Below are 23,344 nucleotides of genomic sequence, written 5' to 3'. Positions count from 1 at the left end.
AACCTCCACATTACTTGGTTTGAAAAGCAAATTTACCCCAAGGCTTCAGGTAATCCAATAAGAAGATCTCTTCTTCGCGGATACGCCCCACCACATTGGTTTTGCCTGAATTCCCCATATCTTGAAGCGCGATTTGAAGTTCTCCTGCATACTGGGCATATAGGTCGTTTTCAATAACAATGTCTCCGCGTTTGATGTCTACCGTATTATGGGGAGCGAATTCTCTTCCACGATATTTCACGCGGCTTTGAGTCGAGCGGATCAAGTAGTCAGATACGTCACCACGATAGAAATGCGGTTCTTCAAAGATAATCGTCTTTTCTAAGTCAGTGGTCGTCTCATGGGTTTCGACTGTAAAGGTCAGCTTCGATGTGTTCAGTTCACTAAGCAGCTGCATTTCACGTTCTGATGCATAAGCGTTACTGATAATGACGTCATCAATTAACCCTGTTGCAAAAAGATGCTTCGCCTGGACATCGATCGGAAGGTTCCTGTGCATTTCTAATGTAGGCAATCCTTCCGTGACCGGCCAAGGACCGAATGTTGCATCGGAAGAAGAGACAAACGCAGCCGTTCTCATCCCGAAGTCTTTAAACTTTTTACTGCATTCAATAAAGAATGGATAGGATAAACCGGAGTAGCGGTGCGGATAGAAGTTATGACATCCAAGCAATTGATCCTTATTCGGTTGATACGTCATGATGTTATCGATGTATTTCGTTGCATTACTCATGTTGAGTTCAATTTTCAAATCATAAGGGTTGTACGACATCATCGATTCTTCATGCCCTGTATACCCGAGATCTAGGCGGATACCGTGAGCCCCGAGATCGGCAAAAAAGGATAAATCATCATACGAGATGTTCAGTTCTTTGAAAATACGGGGACTGATGTCAGCGATGACTTCCATATTTTTTTCACGTGCAAACTTAATCGTTTCTTTAAAGTTCGAGATGATTCCATCTTTGTCACCTTCTACTGATAGTAAGCAGGTGAACACTCGCTTAAAACCGTAAGACGCAGCCAGAGCCAGATATTCTTTATCCTTTTCAGTAGTTGAATGGTTTGGGTAAATTGAAACTCCGAGTCTTTTACTCATTGGTAAGCCTCCTTAAAATTAATTGTTTTCAAGTTTATCTATTCTTTTTAATAAGGGTATCATTTGTTCAATTAACGAGATCTCACTGATAGAGGTCATCAAATGGTCCTGGGCATGAATCATCAGAAGTGATTTTTCAAAATCTTCTCCATTGATTTCTGCCTGAATGAGACTCGTTTGCGTTTTGTGAGCTTTGTTCAGCTCTTCATGGGCTGTTTTCAACATCTCTTCAGCTTCCGCAAACTTACCTTCATGTGCCTTTGCCAGTGCTTCATATGCGGTGCTTTTTGCATTCCCGCCGTTTGATATAATTTCAAATATCTCCATTTCTACGTTGCGTACCTCTGCCATTGTGTACTCCTCCTCATTCCTGTTTAGAACTAGTTTCTACTAGAGTAGTAAAATAAAAGTTTAAATATTTTAAAATAATATTGAAATTTAATTTCATTATCGCATATAATCATATTAAACTGAAAGCCTTTTCAAGACAATCATTTTTTTTGGAGGTGACTATGACAGAATTTCAAGTACTAAAACACATCAAAAGTCAGATGGAGAACTACACCCCGTCTGAGATTGCGGTTGCTCAATATGTGATCGAGTTTCCTGACAAAGTAATGGAAATGACGACAAAGCAACTCTCACAATCATGCGGGAGCAGTGAAGCAGCCATCATCCGATTCTGCAAACGAATCGGAATCAATAGTTTCAGCGGATTGAAGATCGAACTGGCCAAAAGCACAAATATTGAAGAAACAATGGGTCATGACATCAATACACTCCTCCATTTTGAAGACAATCTTGAAACCGTCTTCAGCAAAGTACTGGTGAACACCTATCAAGCGATCAAGAACACGGAAAAGCTTTTTTCCATAGATGATCTGGATCGGGCTGTGAACGCGTTCCATAAAGCTGAACGGGTATACCTGTATGGAGTAGGAGGTTCAGCTGTAGTAGCGGAAGACTTTACGCAAAAGCTATTACGACTGAACTATCTGGCATTTCAAGCTAGTGATATTCACGTGCAGATGATGATGGCTGCCAATTTAACGGAAAGAGATGTCCTATTCGTCGTTTCGACTTCAGGGCAGACGAAGGAAATATTAAAGCTGATGAACGTCGCTCAAGAAAAAGGGGCTACAATCGTTCTATTGACACAGCATGGGAAATCACCGGCGAGGAAGCTCGCTGATATCGTCTTAACGATTTCCGAGGAAGAACACAACATCCGAATCGGGACCATGACGGCAAGAATTGCTCAACTCGTCGTGATTGATGCTTTATTCGTCGCTTTATGCATGAAAAAAGGACATGGCGTCTATGAGCAAATTATTCATACACATGAAGTAGTACAAAGAATGAAAGAGGAGGAAGAGTAGAAATGAGAGTATTATTCGTATGTTCCGGTGGAATGTCCAGCGCAATTGTAGTGAATGCACTGAAAAAAGAAGGGGACAAGGCAGGTATTGAGATGGAAGTCCATGCAATCGGAACCGGTGAGGTATCTGAGGAGATCTCCAAGGGGTGGGATGTTTGTATGGTGGCACCACAGATCAGACACCGTTTTGATCAAGTGAAGAAAGCCGCTGATGAAGCGAATGTTCCTTGTGGTCCGATTCCTCCACAAGCGTACACGCCACTTGGCGGCCCGACTTTACTGAAAACAGTAAAAGAATTAACCAACTAATTTAATAGGAAACAAGGGGGTAAAAACATGCAAAAGTTTGTGAATTTTTTAGAGAATAACTTGTCAGGTCCAATGGCCCGACTCTCTGAACAAAGGCATTTGCAAGCAATTCGGGATGGGGTTATTTCAGCACTGCCATTTATTATCGTAGGTTCATTTTTCCTGATCTTAGCTTTTCCACCGCTTCCTGATGGCGGAATATTCGGAGACATCAAGCAGTGGGCTGCAGACAACATCGTCGAAATCCTGATTCCATACCGACTGACCATGTTTATCATGTCACTCTATATAGCCTTCGGGATAGGGTACAACCTCTCGAAAAGCTATAATCTGGATCCATTATCCGGTGCCCAAATTTCAGTAGCAGCACTTCTATTAACAATTACACCGAAAGTAATGGACGGGGAAGGATGGGTTCTGCCGATGACCAACCTTGGTGGTCATGGATTATTCGTCGCCATGGTCGTCTCGATCTTTGCAGTTGAAATTTTGAGGTTCTGTAAAACGAAGAACATTACGATTAAAATGCCTGAGCAAGTACCGGCATCTGTATCACGAAGCTTCGAAGCACTTATTCCTGTAGCGATTGTCATTCTACTGGTTTCTGCCGTAACCGTATTAGCCGGAATAGATTTACATCATTTGATCGGTGTAGCTGTTGCTCCATTAGTTACAGCCGGTGACAGTATATTCGGTGTATTGATTCCGGTATTCTTAATTACATTCTTCTGGTCATTCGGTATCCACGGGGTGTCTGTAGTAGGAACGGTGGCCCGTCCATTATGGGAAGTGTTCCTTGTAAACAACGCAGATGCGGTTGCAAACGGAGAAGCAATCCCGCACATCGCACCAGAAACATTCTACCAATGGTTCATCTGGATCGGTGGTTCAGGAGCAACTCTCGGACTAGTTCTGGCCATGGTCTTCTTCTCGCGCTCGAAATACCTGAAAGCGTTAGGAAGAACAAGTATTGTACCAGGCATTTTCAATATCAATGAGCCTATCATCTTCGGTGCTCCAATCGTATTGAATCCGATTCTGATCATTCCATTTATTACGATCCCTCTGATCACTGGTACTTTGTCATATGTGGCAACGTCTATTGGCCTGGTATCGCCAACTTATATCATGCCACCTTGGACACTGCCGGCACCAATCGGAGCGTACCTCGCAACGGGTGGTGACTGGAGAGCCATCGTCATGGTTCTTATCAATATCGCAATCTCGTTCGCTATCTATTTCCCATTCTTCAAGATGTATGACAAGAAGATGGCGAAGATGGAAGAAAGCGATCAACAAGCGGCGTAATAGAAAAGCGGAGGCGGCTCGATCAGCCCCGACAAGCATAAGGCAAGTCCACCGGAAAGGCGTTCTTTGCCTTTTTGGAGGGCTGGACTTATGACCTCGAGGGGCTAGCCGCCGGAGCTGGACAAGAGAAAAGCGGAGGGACTTTGCCTAGAGGCGACAAGCATAAGCTAAGCCGTCAAGAAGGTTGCACTTCACCCTTCTTGGCGGAATAGCTTATGACCTCGAGCCTCTAAGCCCCGTAGCTGGACAGGTAGAAAAGCGGAGGGAACAGCCGCTGTAGCTGGACAAATACAAAAGCGGAGGCGGCTTTTCCCTCTCCACATAAGCATTCATATCAAAAAACAGAAGTGGGGGTCCTAGGATTCCCACTTCTTCATTAGCATTAGGAGTGATTCAAATGACAGAAACGGTTGTCCCAAAGCGAATCGGTTTTAGAAGTGTGTTTGTTCTTCTAATCTCCGTATCTATTGGACTATTACTTCTTTCCAAGCCTTTGATGAGTGCGGGACTCGCAAAGGATTGGAGCGTATTTTTAGCAACGGGGATGTCGGCATCGGTTGGACTCTCATTTGTTCTCTTGAAAATTGAAGGTCCTGTTGAAAATGCCTCCGTTAAAAAGAAGCGCGTTTTATTAGCAGTGGTTGTCAGTTTCTTAATAAGCTTTATTTTGGCGTTTGTTGCCAAGTAATCTCGAGGAGGCATTCACAATGAAAAACGGAATCAAGATCGTTACGATCGGCGGGGGCTCAAGCTATACTCCCGAGTTTGTGGAAGGATTGATCAAGCGTTATGATGAGCTTCCAGTGAGTGAGCTGTGGCTTGTAGATATTGAAGCTGGGAAAAATAAGCTCGACATCGTCGGGAATTTGGCGAAGAGAATGGTAGAAAAAGCTGGGGTGCCCATGGAGATTCATCTTACGCTGGACCGGAAAGAGGCATTGGTAGATGCTGATTTTGTCACGACTCAAATGCGAGTCGGACAACTAAAGGCGAGAATCCGCGATGAGAGGCTTCCGATCAAGTACGGGATGATCGGCCAGGAAACGAATGGTGCCGGGGGATTGTTCAAGGGAATGAGGACGATCCCGGTTCTATTGGAAATCGCAGATGAAATGCAGCAGCTCTGCCCTGACGCCTGGTTGATCAACTTCACCAATCCTGCAGGCATGGTGACAGAGGCTTTGCTGCGCTACGGGTCACATCCTAAAGTCGTTGGCGTATGTAATCTTCCCATTAATACGAGAATGACATTGGCCAAGCTTCTTGACGTGGAGGTAGAACGACTGCATATCTACTTCGCCGGATTGAATCATATGGTGTACGGATTGGACGTTTTGGTGGACGGTGAGTCAGTTTTAGAGGATGTACTGGAAATCATGAGCAATCCTGACAAGCAGGTCAGCATGAGGAATATTGCGCCGCTCCCATGGGAACCGGAGTTCATCAAGAGTCTGGGAATCATTCCATGTCCTTATCACCGATATTTTTATAAAACGAGTGATATTTTAGAAAAGCAGTTAGAGGAATTCAAGACGGGGACCACCAGGGCAGAAGTGGTTCAGCAATTAGAAAATGAGCTTTTCGAACTTTACAAGGATGAAAACCTTGATATCAAGCCTCCACAGCTTGAACAAAGGGGAGGCGCTTATTACAGCGATGCGGCATGTAATCTCATCTCATCGATTTATAATGATCGCGGTGACATTCAAACGCTGAATGTCCAGAACGACGGAGCGATCAGCGATTTACCACGGGAATCTGCTGTGGAAGTGAATTGCGTCGTTACGAAGTCTGGTCCTAAGCCGATTGCGGTTGGTGAGCTGCCGGTGGCTGTGAGTGGACTTGTTCATCAAATTAAATCCTTTGAACGGGTTGCTGCGGAAGCATCGGTTACAGGGTCCTATGAAAAAGCATTGCTTGCCATGACGATCAATCCGTTGGTGACGAGTGATGTGAAGGCTAAGCAGCTGCTGGATGAAATGCTTGAGGTGCATAAAGAGTATTTACCGCAGTTTCGTGAGAGATTTACACATAGTTAAGGTTGGGAAGTGTCTCAAATATTGATTTGGGGCACTTTTTGCGTGGATTGGCGAGGAGAATGGGGGTAGGAAGTGGTTTTGGTTAAGATATTATCGAGTTTGAGCTGTTTATTATCGACTTTTCGGATATATTATTGAATTTGAGCTGTTTATTATCGACTTTTCGGATATATTATTGAATTTGAGCTGTTTATTATCGACTTTTCGGATATATTATTGAATTTGAGCTGTTTATTATCGACTTTTCGGATATATTATCGAGTTTGGCATGTTGATTATCGACTTTTCAAATATATCATCGACTTTACCCATTATATTATCGATATTCGATAAATAAGCGATGCCCAAGCGGGTCCGATTCCAGTTTATTTTCAAAAACACCCAGTTTATTTTCAAATTCTCAGATTTATTTTCAAAAACACCCAACTTATTTTCAAATTTCCAGATTTATTTTCAAAACGCCTAAACCCAACCCACCCCCTCACCAAGTTCGACCACAATCCCCACATCTTTCTTCCGGACGAGCATACCATGATAGAAAGAACGCTTATCCGAAAGGAAACGTCCGCCTATGATTCCAGTTAAAACAAAAGTAGCAGCCTCCTTATATGCCACGATGTCAATCAGCTTTTGGGGCATATCATTTGTATCAACGAAAGCAGTGTTGGACACCCTTGATCCTTATACGCTGCTCGTTCTTCGGTTTGCGATTGGAGCGCTGTTTCTTCTCATGATTTTACTCTTAAAAAGATATCGACTCACCATTCCGCTAAAGTTTATTCCTCATCTGATTGTGCTGGGGGTACTTGGCGTCTTCATTCATCAAGTGATCCAGGCGACGGCCCTCCTTACAATCGATGCATCATCAGCAGGCTGGATGATTTCTTTTTCTCCCGTGTTCACCGTAATCCTCTCCATGATTTTTTTACATGAAAAAATGACGGTTCCTAAAGCACTGGGCATGATTATAGCGATTACAGGTGTGCTGATGGTAACGACAGCGAGGAGCGGGTAGTCCATCGGATTTGCTGTCAATATCGGTTATATCCTGATGATTCTCAGTACATTAAACTGGGCCATCTATTCTGTGTTGCTGAAAAAACTTCGTATCGAGCTGCCATCCCTCGTCATCACCTTTTATATGAGTCTACTTGGTTTCAGCTTAACCATCCCTTTTCTCATCCGAAACCGGGGCTGGGAAGGCATTTCTCTTTTGTCAAATGTGGAATGGGCCCACTTAATGTTCCTCGGTATGTTTGTGTCGGGAATCGCTTATTGGTACTGGGCGAAAGCATTGGAGGTATTGGATGCGTCAAAGGTTTCGATGTTTCTGTATTTAGAGCCCGTCACCACACTCATTGCGGCGATCCTTCTCCTGCATGAGAAGATTTTCTTCATAAGCATCATGGGTGGAGTCATAATTATAATAGGAGTTGTGATTGTAAACGGCCAGATGATTTCTGTTTTCCAGCGGTTGCTTGGGAGGAAACGATAACACAGGGAGGAATCGCGGTGACCTTAAGGGAACGCATAAAGAATAGATTAGATGAATTGACAACCCCTTCCACGAAAGAACTTAAAGAAGTCTTGCAGTCTCTAAACGTAAGTCTCGATGATTTACAGCCATACTTACAGTCTGCGGATGGAAAACCCTATTATCGAAAGCTCCTTTATCAAAATGAAGTAGCAGAGCTTCTCGTGATGAATTGGTCCGACATGGAATGTGCTCCACATGATCACGGGGACTCAAAGGGATGGATTCAAGTCATGAACGGGACTTCAGTCAATACAATCTTTGAAGTAAAAGAAAACCAGCTTCCACAGGAGATATTTGATCGCGAATATAGGAAAGGTTCTTTCTTTTTTGCACCCAAAAAGGGTGTTCATAAAATGAAGAAGGGGAGTGGGGAAGAGCTGGTGACCCTCCATCTCTATTCGCCGCCTATTCAGGGTATGATGGTGTACGACCTGGGAAAATGTGCTGCCTGTGTTGTTTCTGAAGAATGCGGGGCATGGTGGCCGGATCATATAAAGCAGAAAGTGAAGGAAATTCAATTAAAATGAAAAAAGCGTTCCTCCATTATGGGGGAACGCTTCTTTCAATGATTATTGTACTCTCACTGTTTTCGCATCCTTACTTTCTACCCCTGTCGGAGAAACAGACGTAACTCCATAAGTGTACATTCCACCTTCTTGAGCTGAAGTATCTTCATACGTTGTTAGCTTTCCTTGAGAATAAACGACATCTACAATATTAGCCGGATTCTCGTAATCTCCTTCTTTCACGCCATCAAAGCGATAGATGACATATTTTCTGGCATCGGAGTGATGTTTATCATCGATGGTCAAAGTTACATGATCTTCATGTTTGTCTGCTTTCACCGTGTTCGGTTTCTTTGGAAGCGTTTCATTGTTCCAAGGAGTGGCAGGGGTTAAAGCAGGCTCTGTGTAAACCTCGTTACGTAAAATATCTGCGTAACCAAGTGGGTTTTCAAAGATTTGTCTTAGAGAGAAATGCATTTGTCCAAGGGCGGTTCCGTTATCACGGTTGTCCATGATTTGCTCTGGCAGCTCATAAGGATTGAACCATTCCTGGTCAAAATTGTCTCCCACTTTATAGTCGGCCGTCCCTATATAAAGATTAACAGGATGGTTGTACGCATACTCATTCACTTCCTGACTCCACCAATCCAATAGAACGGAGTAGTTAGCAACAGCCAGTTTTCTAGACCAATAGATTTGAGGGGTAATATAATCGATGCTTCCATCCTTGATCCATTGACGGGTGTCTGCATACAAGTCGTCATAATTCGTTTGTCCTGCCTGTGTGTCGCTTCCTGTAGGATCATCAGCAATATTTCTCCATACACCAAATGGGGAGATACCAAACTGGACCCATTCTTTAATGTCTTTGATGGATGAATTGATGTCAGCTACAAGAACATCTACGTTATTTCGTCTCCAGTCTTCAATATCGTCAAACGAACTTCCATATTTCTCGTATGTATCTTGATCTGGGAAGATTTCTCCTGCAATGCGGTAAGGATAGAAATAATCGTCCATGTGAACGGCTTCAATGTTGTAATTGCTCACTAATTCTTCAACCGTATCAATCAGGTATTCCTGTACTTCAGGTATACCCGGGTCCAAATAATACTGCTTGCCATATTTCACTACCCATTCTGGATGCAGCTTAGCTACATTGTCATCAGCAAGTGACTCGATCGTTTGATTTGGCATCGTAATTCGATAAGGGTTCACCCATGCATGAACCTCGATTCCGCGCTTATGAGATTCATCGATCATGATCTGTAGTGGATCATATCCCGGATCGGTTCCTTGTTTGTCACCTGTAATGTACTGGGACCAAGGAGCCAGTTCAGAAGGATAGAAGGCATCTACAGTAGGTTTCACCTGATAGATGATGGTATTAAATTTCAACTCTTTTAGCTCGTCAAGGGTCTCTGTCACCCAATCCGTATACTCCTCTTGATCCATTCCAGCTTTCACATCAATGTTTTGAACCGTGGCAATCCATGCTGCGCGCATTTCATGTTTAGGCGCATGAGTTTCCGAAGCTTTTGCTTTTCCTGTAGAAAAAGGAAGGGCTAGCGAGAACAACAAGGCGGCCATGATCATGTACTTCACTGCTTTCATCAACAAATTCCCCGCTTTCATTAACAGGTTTCCCATTAAAAGAAACCGTTTTCATTTTATTGAAATAATACTTCACAAAATAAAATAAAAACATGAAATATTATTTCTATTTTCATTATAAGGTGTTGGTTTCTTATGGTATATAGTACCAACGAGGTAAAAAAACTGAATATTCTATCGGTAATCAGTAAGATTTGACTAGTTAAATAGTTCTAAAAACGAAAGAAAGGGAAAGAATGGATACAGAATGTTTCGAACGATCGGGTTGATGTGGTGGTAATATAAGAGTTTGAAGGGCTTCGATTCATTAAGCACTCCATTCACAAAGCAGGGTTGAGAGATCTTTTGATAGAAAGGGATTGACCATGTGGTGCACCACATAGTTTATGATTTAGGTGTGAGGTGGAAAGAATGTACAAGGTGAGCGAGTTTTCCAAGATGACAGGACTGAGTAAGGAAACACTGCGTTACTACGCAGAGATAAAATTGCTCGAACCTGTGTATATCGATCCTGCAAACAACTATCGCTATTATGATAATGGATCCTATCTAGTGGGACGATTATTGGTCTACTTAAGGAGATTTAACTTTTCCATACAAGAAATGTTAACCGTCGTAAATGATGAATCCTTTGAGAATTTGGAACAATTGATACGTGCGAAGAAACGGGATTTAGAAGCGGAGATAGAGCGCATACAAACAGTGATTGCAGAAATGGATGATTTCTTCGAGATGGGAATAGGAGAGGATATGAATGATTAAATGGCATGAAGAACGGATCATTCCAGTCAATATTGCAACGATATGGCATTTGTTTGAGATTGAGAACATTCAACGAATCATGCCGAACGTCGTTGAAAACAAGGTACTGGAGCAAAAGGAAGGCGTGGTAGGGTCCACCTACCAACAGAAATACAAAGAGGGGAAAAGAATCGAGACGTATATTGTAGAAGACCTCGAGTACGAGAACACCCCCGAGAAAAAACACAATAAAATTGGCTTCACACTTGCAAAAGCCTTTGAAATCGAAGCTGAATTCACCCTCCACAAAATAGACGACAAACAAACCAGATTCATCTATAAAGGCGAAAACAGAGGACTGAACTTCCTCGGAAAAGTCTTATTAAAACTTGGCGGAGAAAAAAACAACAACAAAGTCGTCACCGATTTCATGGACCGTGTTGAAAGTGAAGCATTGAAAGAAGCGAATAAGTAGTGAAGAAGAAGGACGGACCTCCACGATTCGTGGAGGTCCGTCCCTCTATACGTTCACAAGCAGGAACTATCCCTTCTTTAATCGAATGTAGCATGGTAAGTGTTATTTAGAAGGGGATGTAGAAAATGGATAATAAAGAAAAAATCATAACACATCACATAAAGGTAATGGAATGGGTGACATCACTTGAGTCCTTATCGGAGGTACAATGGAGAAGGCCGATTGATGAAGGGAAATGGAGTGTTGCGGAAATCATCGGACACTTCATTCCGTGGGATCAATTTGTTCTGGAAAGCCGGATTCCCTATTTTAAATTAGGAAAAGAAATGCCTCCTGGGCCTGACCCGGATGAATTGAATCATCAAGCTGCAAAGGAAAGCAGAGAGCGTTCCAAACACGAAACCATTGAAGCATTCATTCTTACGAGACAAAAGCTGCATAAAGCGATCCTTACAATGAATGATCAGGAATGGCACAGAGAGATAACCATCGGCAAAAGCACAATAACAATCCCTGACTATTTTAATAACTTAGCCAAACATGATGAACACCATATGAATCAGATAAATGAGCTTATTTGAGAGGGACGGACCCACGGAATTTTCGGAGGTCCGTCCCTCTTCATATGGTTTGAATTTTGTTAATAGAGGGAAAAGAAGAGGAGTTTCAGGAGCTGAATTTCAGGGTGCGAAAAAAATTTTTCAGTTAAGATTTTGCATGAAAATTCATGTTGGATTTTGATGAAATATGTTCCGATGAGCGATTTTTTGAAAGCGATTTCTTTATGATTGCATCAAGCTTTTAAAGATTCTGAATATTAAGTGAAAACAAACATTTATATATCAACCTTCATCCCTCCAATTACATATATATTTGGAAAAACCACTCTCTATCCATTAACTTAATTTTTCGTTTTTTCTAATTTTCATGATATACTAACGAAAATTAAGAAAATTTAATTAACCGGTTAATTATTCAAAAAATATACAAGTTTAGTAGAGGAGGACATTGGATGAAAACGAATCTTCCTGTAGCGCAAGGCATGTATGATCCTGCGCAAGAACATGAAGCATGTGGAATTGGAATGATTGCAAATATTGATGGGACGAAAAGTCACAGCATCGTTCAAAATGCAATTAACATTCTATGTAACTTAGAGCACCGTGGAGGACAATCAGCTGATACAAGCACTGGTGACGGTGCAGGTATCCTTACCCAAATCCCTCATCATTTCTTCAAAAAGCAATGTGAGAAAGAAGACATTATCCTTCCTAGAAAAGGTGAATATGGGATCGGAATGGTATTCCTTCCTGAAAATTATGAGAAGCGCATGAAGAGCAAAGAAATCTTTGAGCGCATCATTGAAGAAGAAGGTCAGAAGACACTTGGCTGGAGACCTGTTCCACTCAATGATTCCTTTGTAGGAAAAGTGGCTTCCAAGTCTAAACCGTTCATTCGTCAAGTATTCATAGGCGTATCGGATGACATACAGTCCCGGATGGATTTCGAGCGTAAGCTATATGTGATCCGTAAACGAATTGAAAAAGAAGTGGCAAATGTTGAAGGACAAGAGGATGTATATCTTTGTAGTTTGTCTTCTACAACCATCGTTTACAAAGGGATGCTCATTCCCGAGCAGCTGGATTCCTTTTATATTGACCTCAACCATCCTGAGTTCCGGTCAGCTTTAGCCCTTGTACATTCCCGCTTTAGTACAAACACTTTCCCAAGCTGGCAGCGATCTCATCCAAACCGATATACGATCCATAATGGAGAATTCAATACATTACGAGGGAATGTGAACTGGATGCGCGCACGTGAGAAGCTGTGCCATTCAAGTGCATTTAAAGAAGAAGATCTGGAAAAGATCCTTCCTGTTATTGACGAGACAGGCAGTGATTCCTCTATGTTTGATAACTGCTTTGAATTCCTTCATTTATCAGGAAGATCCCTTGCTCACACCGCCATGATGATGGTACCGGAGCCTTGGGAAAACGATGACACGATTCATCCGAAGAAAAAGGACTTCTACGAGTATCATAGCTGTTTGATGGAGCCATGGGATGGACCGGCAGCCCTTGTGTTTACGGATGGAAAACAGATTGGTGCCTGCCTTGACCGAAATGGACTTCGGCCTGCACGTTACTATGTGACTAAAAGCGGTATGATTGTTCTTGGTTCTGAAGTAGGGGCCCTGGATATTTTTGCCGATGACATTGTGTACAAAGATCGATTACAGCCAGGAAAAATGCTGCTTGTAGATCTGGAAAAAGGAAGAATCATTCCGGATGAAGAGATCAAGCTGCGTGTTGCCTCTGAGCATCCGTACAGACATTGGCTGGACAACAATAAATTTGAACTTGAGGATTTACCTGAAACGACACATGAACCAGTTCAACTGGATTCAGAAGATGTGCTCTTGCAACAGCAGGCTTTTGGCTACACAAATGAGGAATTGAACAAAATCATTAAGCCGATGGTGACGGATGGGAAAGATCCGGTTGGTTCCATGGGATATGATTCACCTCTTGCCGTATTATCGAAAAAGCCACAGCTTCTTTATAACTACTTCAAACAACTATTTGCTCAAGTAACAAACCCACCGATCGATGCGATTCGAGAACAGATCATTACATCTGTAGGAACAACGATTGGAGCAGAAGGAAACCTGGTTAATCCGGGTCCTGAAAGCTGCAGGCATATCCATTTAAAGTCACCGATTTTAACCGGTGAAGAGCTTGAAAAGATTCGTCATCAAAACGAAAAGGGCTTCAAAGCCGTTACTTTATCGATTTTATTTGATGTAACAAATGAGGAAAATCAGCTTGAAAGCACGCTGGATGCTCTGTATGAAAAAGCTGACCAGGCCGTTGAAGATGGTGCGACACTCCTTATTTTATCTGACCGTGGAGTTGTGAAGGACAAAGCTGCCATTCCAGCACTCCTAGCCGTTTCAGGACTGCATCATCACTTAATTCGCCAAGGAACGCGTACGACTGTCAGCATCCTTTTGGAATCAGGGGAACCAAGAGAGGTTCACCATTTCGCAACCCTGCTCGGATATGGTGCGGAAGCAATCAATCCTTATTTAGCCTATGAAACGCTGCGTGATCTCATCGATAAGGGCGAGCTGCAGGACACTACTTACGAACAAGCGGTTCAAAGCTTTGTGAAATCAGGGACAGACGGTGTCATCAAAGTTTTATCTAAAATGGGAATTTCGACGATCCAGAGTTACCGTGGAGCACAAATATTTGAAGCGGTAGGGATCCATAAAGATGTGATTGATAAATATTTCACCCGTACAGCGTCAAGACTCGGCGGAATCGGGATGGATATCATCGAAAAAGAAGTGCTGTTAAGGCATCGAAAAGCGTTCAATGACCGAAAAGATAATCAACGCACATTGGATTCGGGAGATGAATTCCAGTACAGAAAAAATGGAGAAGATCATGCGTACAATCCAAGTACGATTCACACCCTTCAACATGCATGTCGTACGAATAATTACGAGTTATTCAAAAAATATTCCACCATGCTCACAGACGAGAAGCAGAATCTGCAGTCTCTGCGTGGACTACTTTCGTTTAAAGAAACGAAGCCTATCCCGATTGAAGAGGTTGAATCAGTGGAAGAAATCTGTCGCCGATTCAAGACTGGTGCCATGTCATTCGGATCCATCAGTCAGGAAGCCCATGAAGCATTAGCGATAGCCATGAATAAAATTGGAGGTCGGAGCAACTCAGGTGAAGGTGGGGAACATCCGAGCCGCTTCACACCGGATGAAAATGGGGATTCAAGGCGCAGCTCGATCAAACAAGTAGCGTCAGGACGCTTCGGTGTAACAAGCCATTACCTGGTTAATGCGGACGAAATTCAAATCAAAGTTGCACAAGGAGCCAAACCTGGAGAAGGAGGACATCTCCCTGGAAAGAAAGTATATCCTTGGGTTGCTGAAGTGCGGGGATCTACTCCTGGCGTGGAGTTGATTTCACCACCGCCTCATCATGATATCTATTCGATTGAAGACCTTGCCGAGCTGATTTATAACCTGAAGAATGCAAACCCGCAAGCACGCATCAGCGTAAAGCTGGTATCTGCTGTAGGTGTTGGCACGATCGCTGCAGGTGTGGCAAAAGGCCGGGCGGATGTTGTCTTAATCAGTGGATATGACGGGGGAACGGGTGCTGCACCGAGAACCAGTCTGAAACATACAGGATTGCCATGGGAGATCGGTCTTGCCGAAGCTCATCAGACCCTGTTACTGAATCGTCTTCGCGACCGGATTGTCGTCGAGACTGATGGGAAAATGATGACGGGCCGGGATGTTGTTGTTGCATCGCTTCTAGGAGCGGAAGAGTATGGATTCTCCACTGCACCGCTTGTTGTTCTTGGCTGTGTCATGATGCGTGTTTGTCATTTGAATACATGTCCGGTCGGTATTGCGACACAAGACCCTGAGTTACGAAAAAAATACACAGGTGATCCTGAACATGTAGCGAACTTCATGCGATTTGTTGCCCAGGAAACAAGAGAGCTTATGGCTCAACTTGGTTTCCGAACGATCAATGAAATGATTGGCAGAACCGATATCCTGGAAGCAAACGAAGCGATTGATCATTGGAAAGGGAAAGGAATCGACCTCTCTGCTCTTCTGTATCAACCAGATGTACCTGAAAAGGTGGGCCGCTATGCGACAAGAAAGCAGGATCACGAGCTTGAGAAAACACTCGATTATCAAGAGCTGATTCCCCGCTGCCGCCAAGCGATTGAAACGGGAGAACCGGTTGAATGGACGACAGCGATTCGAAACATTCACCGCGTAACCGGCACGATGCTTGGAAGCGAAATTACAAAACGTTATGGGGCAGAAGGCTTACCGGAAGATACAATCCGTTTGACGTTTAAAGGATCTGCAGGGCAAAGCTTTGGAGCCTTTATTCCAAAAGGTCTGACCCTTAGACTTGTCGGGGATTCAAATGACTTCGTAGGAAAAGGTTTATCAGGCGGGAAAATCATCGTTCATCCTGATCCGACCGCTACGTTCATCCCAGAACGAAACACGATCATCGGTAACGTTTCCTTCTACGGGGCGTCTGGTGGAGAAGCATATATTTATGGAGTGGCCGGCGAGCGATTCTGTGTCCGTAACAGTGGAGCGCAGGTAGTCGTTGAAAGCGTCGGGGATCACGGATGTGAATATATGACAGGTGGAAAAGTGGTTGTACTCGGACTTACAGGACGGAATTTTGCCGCAGGTATGTCAGGCGGAGTCGCCTATGTACTGGATGAAGATGAAAACTTCAGATCGAGATGTAACCAGGAGCTTGTCCTCGTTCAGCCATTATTTGATCCGGACGAAATGAAAGATGTATACGACATGATCGAGAAATACGTTCATTATACAAACAGCAACAACGGTAAGAAGATTTTAGCGAACTGGGATTCCTACGTGTCCAAATTTGTGCGCGTGATTCCGAAATCATACCTCAAGATGAGAGAGCGGATCAGTGAGCTTGAAAATAGTGGATTAGAGAAATTCGATGCCGAAATGGCAGCATTTGAAGAAGGCACAAAAGAAGAGAAAAAAGTGTTAGAACCAGCGAAATAAAGAGGGAGGGGGATATTATGGGAAAGCCAACTGGATTCATGGAATATAAAAGACAAACATTAGATGAAAGAAATCCAGCTGAACGAACGAAGGATTGGAACGACTACACCTCTCCTCTTTCGGAAGAAGAAGTCAAGAAACAGGGGGCGCGCTGTATGGATTGCGGCGTTCCTACCTGTCAGTCTGGAATGGAAATCAACGGAGCGACAACTGGTTGCCCCGTTTATCACTTAATACCGGAATGGAACGACCTTGTGTACCAGGGACAATGGAAAGAAGCCCTAAAGCGTGAACATCAGATGAACAACTTCCCGGAATTCACCGGTTTTGCTTGTCCGGCACCATGTGAAGGAGCATGCGTACTCGGGATCAATGAGCCGCCTGTGGCGATCAGAACAGTGGAACGTTCGATTATTGAAAAAGGGTTTGAAGAAGGCTGGGTCATTCCTGAACCACCTGAACACCGCACAGGTAAACGAGTGGCGGTCGTGGGTTCAGGTCCTGCAGGATTAGCCTCTGCTGCTCAATTGAATAAAGCAGGCCACCTTGTGACTGTTTTTGAAAAAAATGATCGTGTAGGCGGACTATTAACATATGGCATTCCGGAAATGAAATTGCCTTATTCAGTTGTTAAGCGTCGCGTTGATATTTTAGAGGAAGAGGGCATTGAATTCGTTACGAATACGGAGGTCGGGAAAGACTACACAGTGGAAAATCTGCGTGAAAACTTTGACGCAGTCATACTTTGCGGAGGTGCAGCCGTCCATCGTAACATCCAAGTAGAAGGACGTGATTTAAAAGGCGTTCATTACGCAATGGAATTCCTTCATTCGAATACAAAAAGCCTGTTGGATTCCAACCTGGAAGACGGAAATTATATTTCTGCTGAAGGGAAAGACGTCATCGTCATCGGTGGTGGGGATACAGGCACAGACTGTTTAGCCACTTCTGTAAGACATAACTGTAAAAGCCTCACTCAGTTTGATATCTACGATAAAAAGGGTGCCATGCGGGATGAAGTCGGCAACCCATGGCCGCAATACCCGGTCATTCACCGGGTTGAGTACGGTCAAAAAGAAGCAGCTGAAGTACTTGGAGAAGATCCACGTGCATACGCTGTCATGACCAAGAAGTTTGTCGGTGACGAACATGGTCATATCAAAGAAGTTCATACGATCAATGTAAAGCTTCGTTATGATGAAGATGGAAACAAAATCCGAGATGAAATTCCTGGAACTGAAAAAGTATGGCCGGCAGATCTTGTCCTTCTGGCAATCGGATTCAGTGGTCCGGAACAAGACCTGATCAAGGAACTTGAAGTCGAAACAAACAGCAATTCCACCGTTAAAGCAGAGTACGGCAAATACCTGACCAACGTCGATGGAGTCTTCGCTGCAGGAGACATGCGCCGAGGCCAAAGCCTCATCGTCTGGGCCATCAACGAAGGCCGTGAAGCAGCACGCGAATGCGACCGCTACCTCATGGGTGGAACTGAATTACCTTAATAGAGGGACGGACCTCCGTTGGGCTTGATGCCTGACGGGGTTTTTTTTGCGTGTTTAAAGAGGGACGGGCCTCTCTCACGTCCCATCCACCACCTCCAATCCTCATAACCACACCATTTCTTCTATCTAACTTCAAGGTCCGTCCCTTAAGATCCTGTAAGTAGAGAATTACGGGAGCAGTTGGTTGTTTCTTTTGCTGGGATGTGGGTTGTACGATCGTTGAAAAGTGAGGGAAGTGGCCATATTAAGGGAAATATGGTGAAACTTCATTCGTATAGGCTCTAAATACGTATTTTAAATCTAAAAAAAGGGTCTGATAGGTCCTTTAGAAGGTCTAGGTAAGGGCTTTATCTAGTGTGCTTGGAGATAATTGCGTCGCTTTGGTAAAGAATTGCGTCATTTTTTAGTTTATTGCGTTTTTATCATAGGTAATTGCGTCATTTTCATTAGTAATTGCGTCTTTTTCTATTTTATGGAAAAATGATAGCGGACCACATCAAAAAAATTCCCTTCCAAGGTCCGTCCCTCAATATTCATAAAAAGTCCTAAGTATAAAGGCTCTATTGACTATAGAACAAGTCAGTGAAAATAAGTATGAAAGGGTAGCATATTCACTTCTAAACAATCTAGAATAGGAATATTGTCTACTGTAAGAGTTTTGTCCAAAGACAGGATGGGAGGGACGCACTTATATTTTATTAAAATTGAAGACTGATAGGGGGAAAACAAAATGATGAAATATCTTCAGCGTATTGGTCGTTCGTTAATGCTTCCGGTTGCCGTTTTGCCGGCTGCAGCGATTTTGATGGGGATTGGGTATTGGATCGATCCAACCGGCTGGGGGGCGGATAGTCCGATTGCCGCTTTTTTAATTAAGGCTGGCGCTTCGATCATAGATAATATGTCGATTCTATTTGCAGTCGGTGTAGCATTGGGTATGGCCAAAACAAAGGATGGATCTGCAGCACTGAGCGGGTTGGTCGCTTATCTCGTGATTACGACACTCCTTTCAACGGACTCAGTTGCACTGCTTCAAGGTGTGGATGCCGCAGCAGTCAATCCTGCATTTGAGAAAATCGGTAATCAGTTTGTCGGGATTCTGTCAGGGATCGTTGCGGCAGCTATGTACAATCGCTTCAGTCACGTGAAGCTTCCGGATGCCCTTGCCTTTTTTAGCGGAAAACGATTGGTTCCGATCATGTCGGCGATTGCCATGCTGGTTGTATCAGGCGTGATGCTGTTTGTTTGGCCGGTCATCTACACTGCCCTGGTTTCATTCGGGAAGGAAATCAGTGGGCTCGGCTTCACGGGTGCTGGTCTATATGGATTCTTTAATCGATTATTAATTCCTACTGGATTGCATCATGCCTTGAATTCCGTGTTTTGGTTCGACGTTGCCGGTATTAATGATATCGGGAACTTCTGGTCAGGTAACGGTGAAAAAGGTGTGACGGGTATGTATCAGGCTGGGTTCTTCCCGGTTATGATGTTTGGTCTTCCTGCAGCGGGACTTGCCATCTATCATGCTGCAAAACCAAATAAGAAGAAGCAGGTGGCGTCACTTATGCTGGCAGCTGGTTTTGCTTCCTTTTTCACAGGGGTGACTGAGCCTCTTGAGTTTGCCTTTATGTTCGTGGCACCTGCCCTTTATGTAACACATGCTGTGTTGACAGGGTTATCCTTGGCGATTGCCTCCTTCTTTCAATGGACGGCCGGGTTCGGGTTCAGCGCAGGGTTCGTCGATTTTGTCCTGAGCTCAAGACTTCCGTTAGCGAATCTTCCTTACATGCTGCTCATACAAGGTGTCGTATTTGCCCTTCTCTACTATTTCTTGTTCCGTTTCATGATCGCGAAATTCAATCTTATGACTCCAGGGCGTGAAGAGGATAATGAAGAAGTAGTAGTGGAGAATGCAACAGTGCATACTCAAAGCGAAAAGTTTGCCGTGATGGCAGAGGAAATCTATGCAGGACTCGGCGGAGATGAAAATGTAACATCTGTAGATAACTGTATAACAAGATTGAGAGTGGAAGTAAAGGACATGGATGCCGTGGATCAGGGGCGGATCAAAGCGACAGGGGTTCCGGGCCTCCATGTGGTTGGGGAAAATAGCATTCAAGTGATTGTCGGGACGTCGGTGCAATTTGTGGCTGATGAGATTGAGAAGATTCGAGGGTAGGAGTGTCGGCCGATTGTGTGATGGGTTTAATGGAGGGGAGTTTATCGTTTTTTTGCAGAATGGCAGATATATGGTAAATATGGCAGATAAAATAAAAAAAGGCAGATATACTTCCTAAATGGCAGATGAATCCCCAACATGGCAGATAAGCGAAACCGAGAGCCTTCCACCCCAACTCCCGCACAAGGAGTTGGGGTCTCTTTTTCTCCCAAACTGCAAAAATCTCAAGAATAGTCTATACTTTATCCTATAGAATTCTTTCCCAGGAAGGTTTTTACCATGAAGAAACTTAAAGAATCGGATCTCTATCAACCGATCCAAAAACATTTTCATAAACAGGGATACCAGGTGAACGGCGAAGTGAACGATTGTGATGTGACTGCTTTTAAAGAAGAAGAACTTGTGATTGTGGAATTGAAGCTTTCATTGAATGTCGAGCTTCTTATTCAAGCGACAAAGCGGCAGAGACTCACAGACCTGGTGTACATTGCGATCCCGAAACCAAAGCGTCCCCGGTCAAAGCGGTGGAATGATGTCTGCCACTTGGTTCGCAGATTGGAGCTCGGTCTGATCACCGTTTCATTTACGACGAAAACGCCAAAACTTGATTTTGTCATTCATCCAGAAGCCTTTGACCGGAAAAAGAGTATGAAGAACAGTAAGCGGAAACGGGCGGCGCTTGTAAAAGAAATCGAAGGGCGCAGTGCAGATTACAATGTAGGCGGCAGCAATAAGACGAAAATCATGACGGCTTACAAGGAAAACTGCATTCAGATCGCCTGTTACTTGGAAAAACACGGGCCCATGTCACCGAGGAACTTAGCCAAGCTGGGCACGGGTACGAAAACCCCATCCATTCTTCAGAAGAATTATTACCGCTGGTTTGAGCGGGTGAAAAGGGGAGTTTACCAGATAACGGAGCAAGGAAAAAAAGAGCTTGAAAAGTATCCCGAACTCGTAAGCTATTACTCAAAGAAATTAGAAGAACAATAGAAAGAGCCTGCTTTCCGTAACCGGAGAGCGGGCTCTTCTTTGCATCTCACTACTAGTACCCGCATTCTTCACATATACATTACATCAGAGAAGATATCGGGAGGATAAATGTATGAAAAAGAAGATTGAGAGTACGATTCATAAAATGGTGAGTGATCTTCAGCATAAACAAAATGCAGACGGAAGCTGGTCCTTCTGCTTTGAAAATAGCTTGATGACCGATGCGTATATGATCATTCTCCTGCGTTCCCTTGAGATGGATGATGAAGAGCTTGTGGGACGGTTGGTGAACCGCCTTTGGAAAGTGCAAACAAGGGAAGGGACATGGAAGCTTTTTGAGGATGAGAAGGAAGGAAATCTGTCTTCAACGATTGAGGCATACTTTGCTCTCTTATTTAGTGGGTTGGTGGAGAAGGATGACAAGAGACTGGAGAAAGCCCAGCGTTTCATAGAGAAAAAGGGTGGTATTCACGGGGCGCACTCGATTACGAAATTTATGCTTGCCATTCATGGACAATATGATTGGAGGCATTTGCTTCCGATTCCCATCGGGTTTTTAATGATTCCGAAGCAATTCCCCTTGAATTTCTGGGATTTCAGCAGCTATGCACGAGCTCATTTGGCACCGCTGCTGTTGCTGAAGGATCAAGGATTCTCATTAAAATCAAACAGCATTCCACAAATGCAGCATCTGTCCCGATCACCACATGAAGTAAGATACAGTGAAAGGGAGCTGAAATTATTTTCGAAAATCAACGAGGGCTTACAGTCCTTAATAAGTATTCCATCTCATTTGCATCAACAGGCCACACAATTTGCCCAGCAGTATATGCTGCAAAGAATTGAATCCGATGGGACGTATCTTAGTTATTTCAGCACAACGTTTTATATGATTTATGCACTGCTTGCTTTGGGATACAAAAAGAGTGACCCTATAATCGTAAAGGCAATGAGTGGATTAAAAGAGATGGCCTGCGAAACGAAGAAAGGCATTCATATTCAAAATTCACCCTCAACCGTGTGGGACACAGCCTTGATCGGCTATGCCCTTCAGGAGGCGGGGGTGGATGCACGGGACCGCTCCATAGACAAAGCGGTGGAGTACCTTCTCAAGAAACAACATTTCCGCTATGGGGATTGGGCGATGGAGAGCGTTGTGAAGCCTGGGGGCTGGGGCTTTTCAAAGAGCAACAGCATTCACCCTGATGTGGATGACACGACGGCGGCACTCAGGGCCATTACCTATTGGGCTGCTGAAAAACCACTTGTGCGGCAATCGTGGGACCGGGGGCTTGAATGGACACTTGGTATGCAGAACCGTGATGGAGGCTGGCCGGCTTTTGAAAAAAACAAGACGAAAGGAATCCTTACTTCATTTCCTATGGACGGGGCAGAGGCAGCGGCAATCGATCCATCAACCCCTGATCTAACAGGAAGAGCCCTGGAATTCCTGGGCAGCCGGGCAGGGTTGACAAAGGACCATCCTCAGGTGAAAAGAGGGATACAATGGCTGAAGCTGATGCAAAAGGAAGATGGGTCCTGGTACGGGCGCTGGGGTGTCTGCTATATCTATGGAACATGGGCGGCCATCACGGGTATGAAAGCAACGGGTGTGCCGTCTTCTGATAAACATATCCAAAGAGCAAAAGCTTGGCTGGAAAGCATTCAACACAAAGACGGGGGCTGGGGAGAATCCTGTTACAGTGATCAGGAGAAGACATACGTACCTCTTTCCTTTTCTACCCCTTCACAAACAGCATGGGCACTGGAATCTCTCATCTGTATCGAAGACAAACCAACCCCGGCGATCGACTTGGGCATCATGGCTCTTCTCGAATTAATAAAAGGAGCATCAGATGACTCTTCCAAAACGTATCCAACGGGAGTCGGTCTTCCAGGACACTTCTATATACACTACCATAGCTACCGGTGGATATGGCCCCTGATTACACTCAGCCGGTACAATGAGAAATACGGGTGAGGGACGGACCTCTTGAGGTCCGTCCCTCTATACGATAAAATAAAAGTAAGAATTTTCAGATAAAAGGGT

The 23,344-nt window shown here is 44.0% G+C and carries 19 protein-coding genes; 16 read left to right on the top strand and 3 right to left on the bottom strand.

Annotated features, from left to right (window positions below):
• Nucleotides 1-10: 10 nt before the first annotated feature.
• Nucleotides 11-1,099: a DUF871 domain-containing protein gene (locus tag ACFQWC_RS11405; protein WP_377107380.1), complete on the bottom strand. Its 1,089-nt coding sequence runs from the start codon at nt 1,097-1,099 to the stop codon at nt 11-13.
• 18 nt (nt 1,100-1,117) lie between these two features.
• Nucleotides 1,118-1,450, bottom strand: a complete 333-nt coding sequence (locus ACFQWC_RS11400; RefSeq protein WP_299744814.1) for a PTS lactose/cellobiose transporter subunit IIA — start codon at nt 1,448-1,450, stop codon at nt 1,118-1,120.
• Between the two features lie 161 nt (nt 1,451-1,611).
• Between ACFQWC_RS11400 and ACFQWC_RS11395 the strand changes: the two genes are divergently transcribed.
• From ACFQWC_RS11395 to ACFQWC_RS11360, 8 genes are all read left to right on the top strand, one after another.
• Nucleotides 1,612-2,478, top strand: coding sequence for a MurR/RpiR family transcriptional regulator (locus ACFQWC_RS11395; RefSeq protein WP_377107378.1), 867 nt, complete (start codon nt 1,612-1,614; stop codon nt 2,476-2,478).
• Nucleotides 2,479-2,480: 2 nt separating this feature from the next.
• A complete protein-coding gene (locus ACFQWC_RS11390) occupies nt 2,481-2,786 on the top strand; it encodes a PTS sugar transporter subunit IIB (protein WP_044339788.1) in 306 nt (101 codons plus the stop codon).
• Between the two features lie 27 nt (nt 2,787-2,813).
• Complete coding sequence (locus ACFQWC_RS11385; RefSeq protein WP_299744822.1) at nt 2,814-4,094, top strand: PTS sugar transporter subunit IIC; 1,281 nt, start codon at nt 2,814-2,816, stop codon at nt 4,092-4,094.
• 397 nt (nt 4,095-4,491) lie between these two features.
• Nucleotides 4,492-4,782, top strand: coding sequence for a hypothetical protein (locus ACFQWC_RS11380; protein WP_377107375.1), 291 nt, complete (start codon nt 4,492-4,494; stop codon nt 4,780-4,782).
• 19 nt (nt 4,783-4,801) lie between these two features.
• Nucleotides 4,802-6,133: a 6-phospho-beta-glucosidase gene (locus ACFQWC_RS11375; RefSeq protein WP_377107373.1), complete on the top strand. Its 1,332-nt coding sequence runs from the start codon at nt 4,802-4,804 to the stop codon at nt 6,131-6,133.
• A 571-nt stretch (nt 6,134-6,704) separates the two neighbouring features.
• On the top strand, nt 6,705-7,148 hold the full coding sequence (locus ACFQWC_RS11370) for a DMT family transporter (protein ID WP_377107371.1): 444 nt from the start codon (nt 6,705-6,707) through the stop codon (nt 7,146-7,148).
• A 3-nt stretch (nt 7,149-7,151) separates the two neighbouring features.
• Nucleotides 7,152-7,628, top strand: coding sequence for a DMT family transporter (locus ACFQWC_RS11365; protein WP_377107992.1), 477 nt, complete (start codon nt 7,152-7,154; stop codon nt 7,626-7,628).
• A 17-nt stretch (nt 7,629-7,645) separates the two neighbouring features.
• Entirely contained in the window at nt 7,646-8,197 is a 552-nt protein-coding gene (locus ACFQWC_RS11360) for a cysteine dioxygenase (RefSeq protein WP_299744833.1), read from the top strand.
• A gap of 42 nt (nt 8,198-8,239) precedes the next feature.
• On the opposite strand, the gene ACFQWC_RS11355 is transcribed toward ACFQWC_RS11360, so the two are convergent.
• The gene (locus ACFQWC_RS11355; protein ID WP_341357684.1) at nt 8,240-9,790 is read right to left on the bottom strand and encodes a glycoside hydrolase family 10-like protein; all 1,551 of its coding nucleotides are present in this window, start codon (nt 9,788-9,790) and stop codon (nt 8,240-8,242) included.
• A 411-nt stretch (nt 9,791-10,201) separates the two neighbouring features.
• On the opposite strand from ACFQWC_RS11355, the gene ACFQWC_RS11350 reads away from it, so the two are divergent.
• The 8 genes from ACFQWC_RS11350 to shc all read left to right on the top strand — a co-directional run bounded on the left by ACFQWC_RS11350 (nt 10,202) and on the right by shc (nt 23,275).
• On the top strand, nt 10,202-10,552 hold the full coding sequence (locus tag ACFQWC_RS11350) for a MerR family DNA-binding transcriptional regulator (protein WP_299744838.1): 351 nt from the start codon (nt 10,202-10,204) through the stop codon (nt 10,550-10,552).
• Nucleotides 10,545-11,006, top strand: a complete 462-nt coding sequence (locus tag ACFQWC_RS11345; RefSeq protein ID WP_377107368.1) for an SRPBCC family protein — start codon at nt 10,545-10,547, stop codon at nt 11,004-11,006. The genes ACFQWC_RS11350 and ACFQWC_RS11345 overlap by 8 nt, the downstream gene beginning before the upstream one ends.
• 125 nt (nt 11,007-11,131) lie before the next feature.
• A complete protein-coding gene (locus ACFQWC_RS11340; protein ID WP_299744844.1) occupies nt 11,132-11,587 on the top strand; it encodes a DinB family protein in 456 nt (151 codons plus the stop codon).
• 431 nt (nt 11,588-12,018) lie between these two features.
• Complete coding sequence (gene gltB, locus ACFQWC_RS11335; protein ID WP_377107366.1) at nt 12,019-16,617, top strand: glutamate synthase large subunit; 4,599 nt, start codon at nt 12,019-12,021, stop codon at nt 16,615-16,617.
• 17 nt (nt 16,618-16,634) lie between these two features.
• Nucleotides 16,635-18,122 carry a glutamate synthase subunit beta gene (locus ACFQWC_RS11330; RefSeq protein WP_299744850.1) on the top strand — a complete coding sequence of 496 codons (1,488 nt, stop codon included), beginning with the start codon at nt 16,635-16,637 and terminating at the stop codon, nt 18,120-18,122.
• 730 nt (nt 18,123-18,852) lie between these two features.
• Nucleotides 18,853-20,301, top strand: coding sequence for an N-acetylglucosamine-specific PTS transporter subunit IIBC (gene nagE / locus ACFQWC_RS11325; protein WP_377107364.1), 1,449 nt, complete (start codon nt 18,853-18,855; stop codon nt 20,299-20,301).
• 279 nt (nt 20,302-20,580) lie between these two features.
• Nucleotides 20,581-21,294 carry a DUF2161 domain-containing phosphodiesterase gene (locus ACFQWC_RS11320; protein WP_299744856.1) on the top strand — a complete coding sequence of 238 codons (714 nt, stop codon included), beginning with the start codon at nt 20,581-20,583 and terminating at the stop codon, nt 21,292-21,294.
• Between the two features lie 112 nt (nt 21,295-21,406).
• Nucleotides 21,407-23,275: a squalene--hopene cyclase gene (shc, locus tag ACFQWC_RS11315; protein ID WP_377107361.1), complete on the top strand. Its 1,869-nt coding sequence runs from the start codon at nt 21,407-21,409 to the stop codon at nt 23,273-23,275.
• The last annotated feature ends 69 nt before the right edge of the window (nt 23,276-23,344 follow it).

Source organism: Rossellomorea sp. GCM10028870, from assembly GCF_042666755.1.
Classification (GTDB): Bacteria; Bacillota; Bacilli; order Bacillales; family Bacillaceae_B; genus Rossellomorea.
The sequence above is the reverse complement of the archived record's forward strand: the minus strand, read 5'-3'. Positions and strand labels throughout refer to the sequence as shown.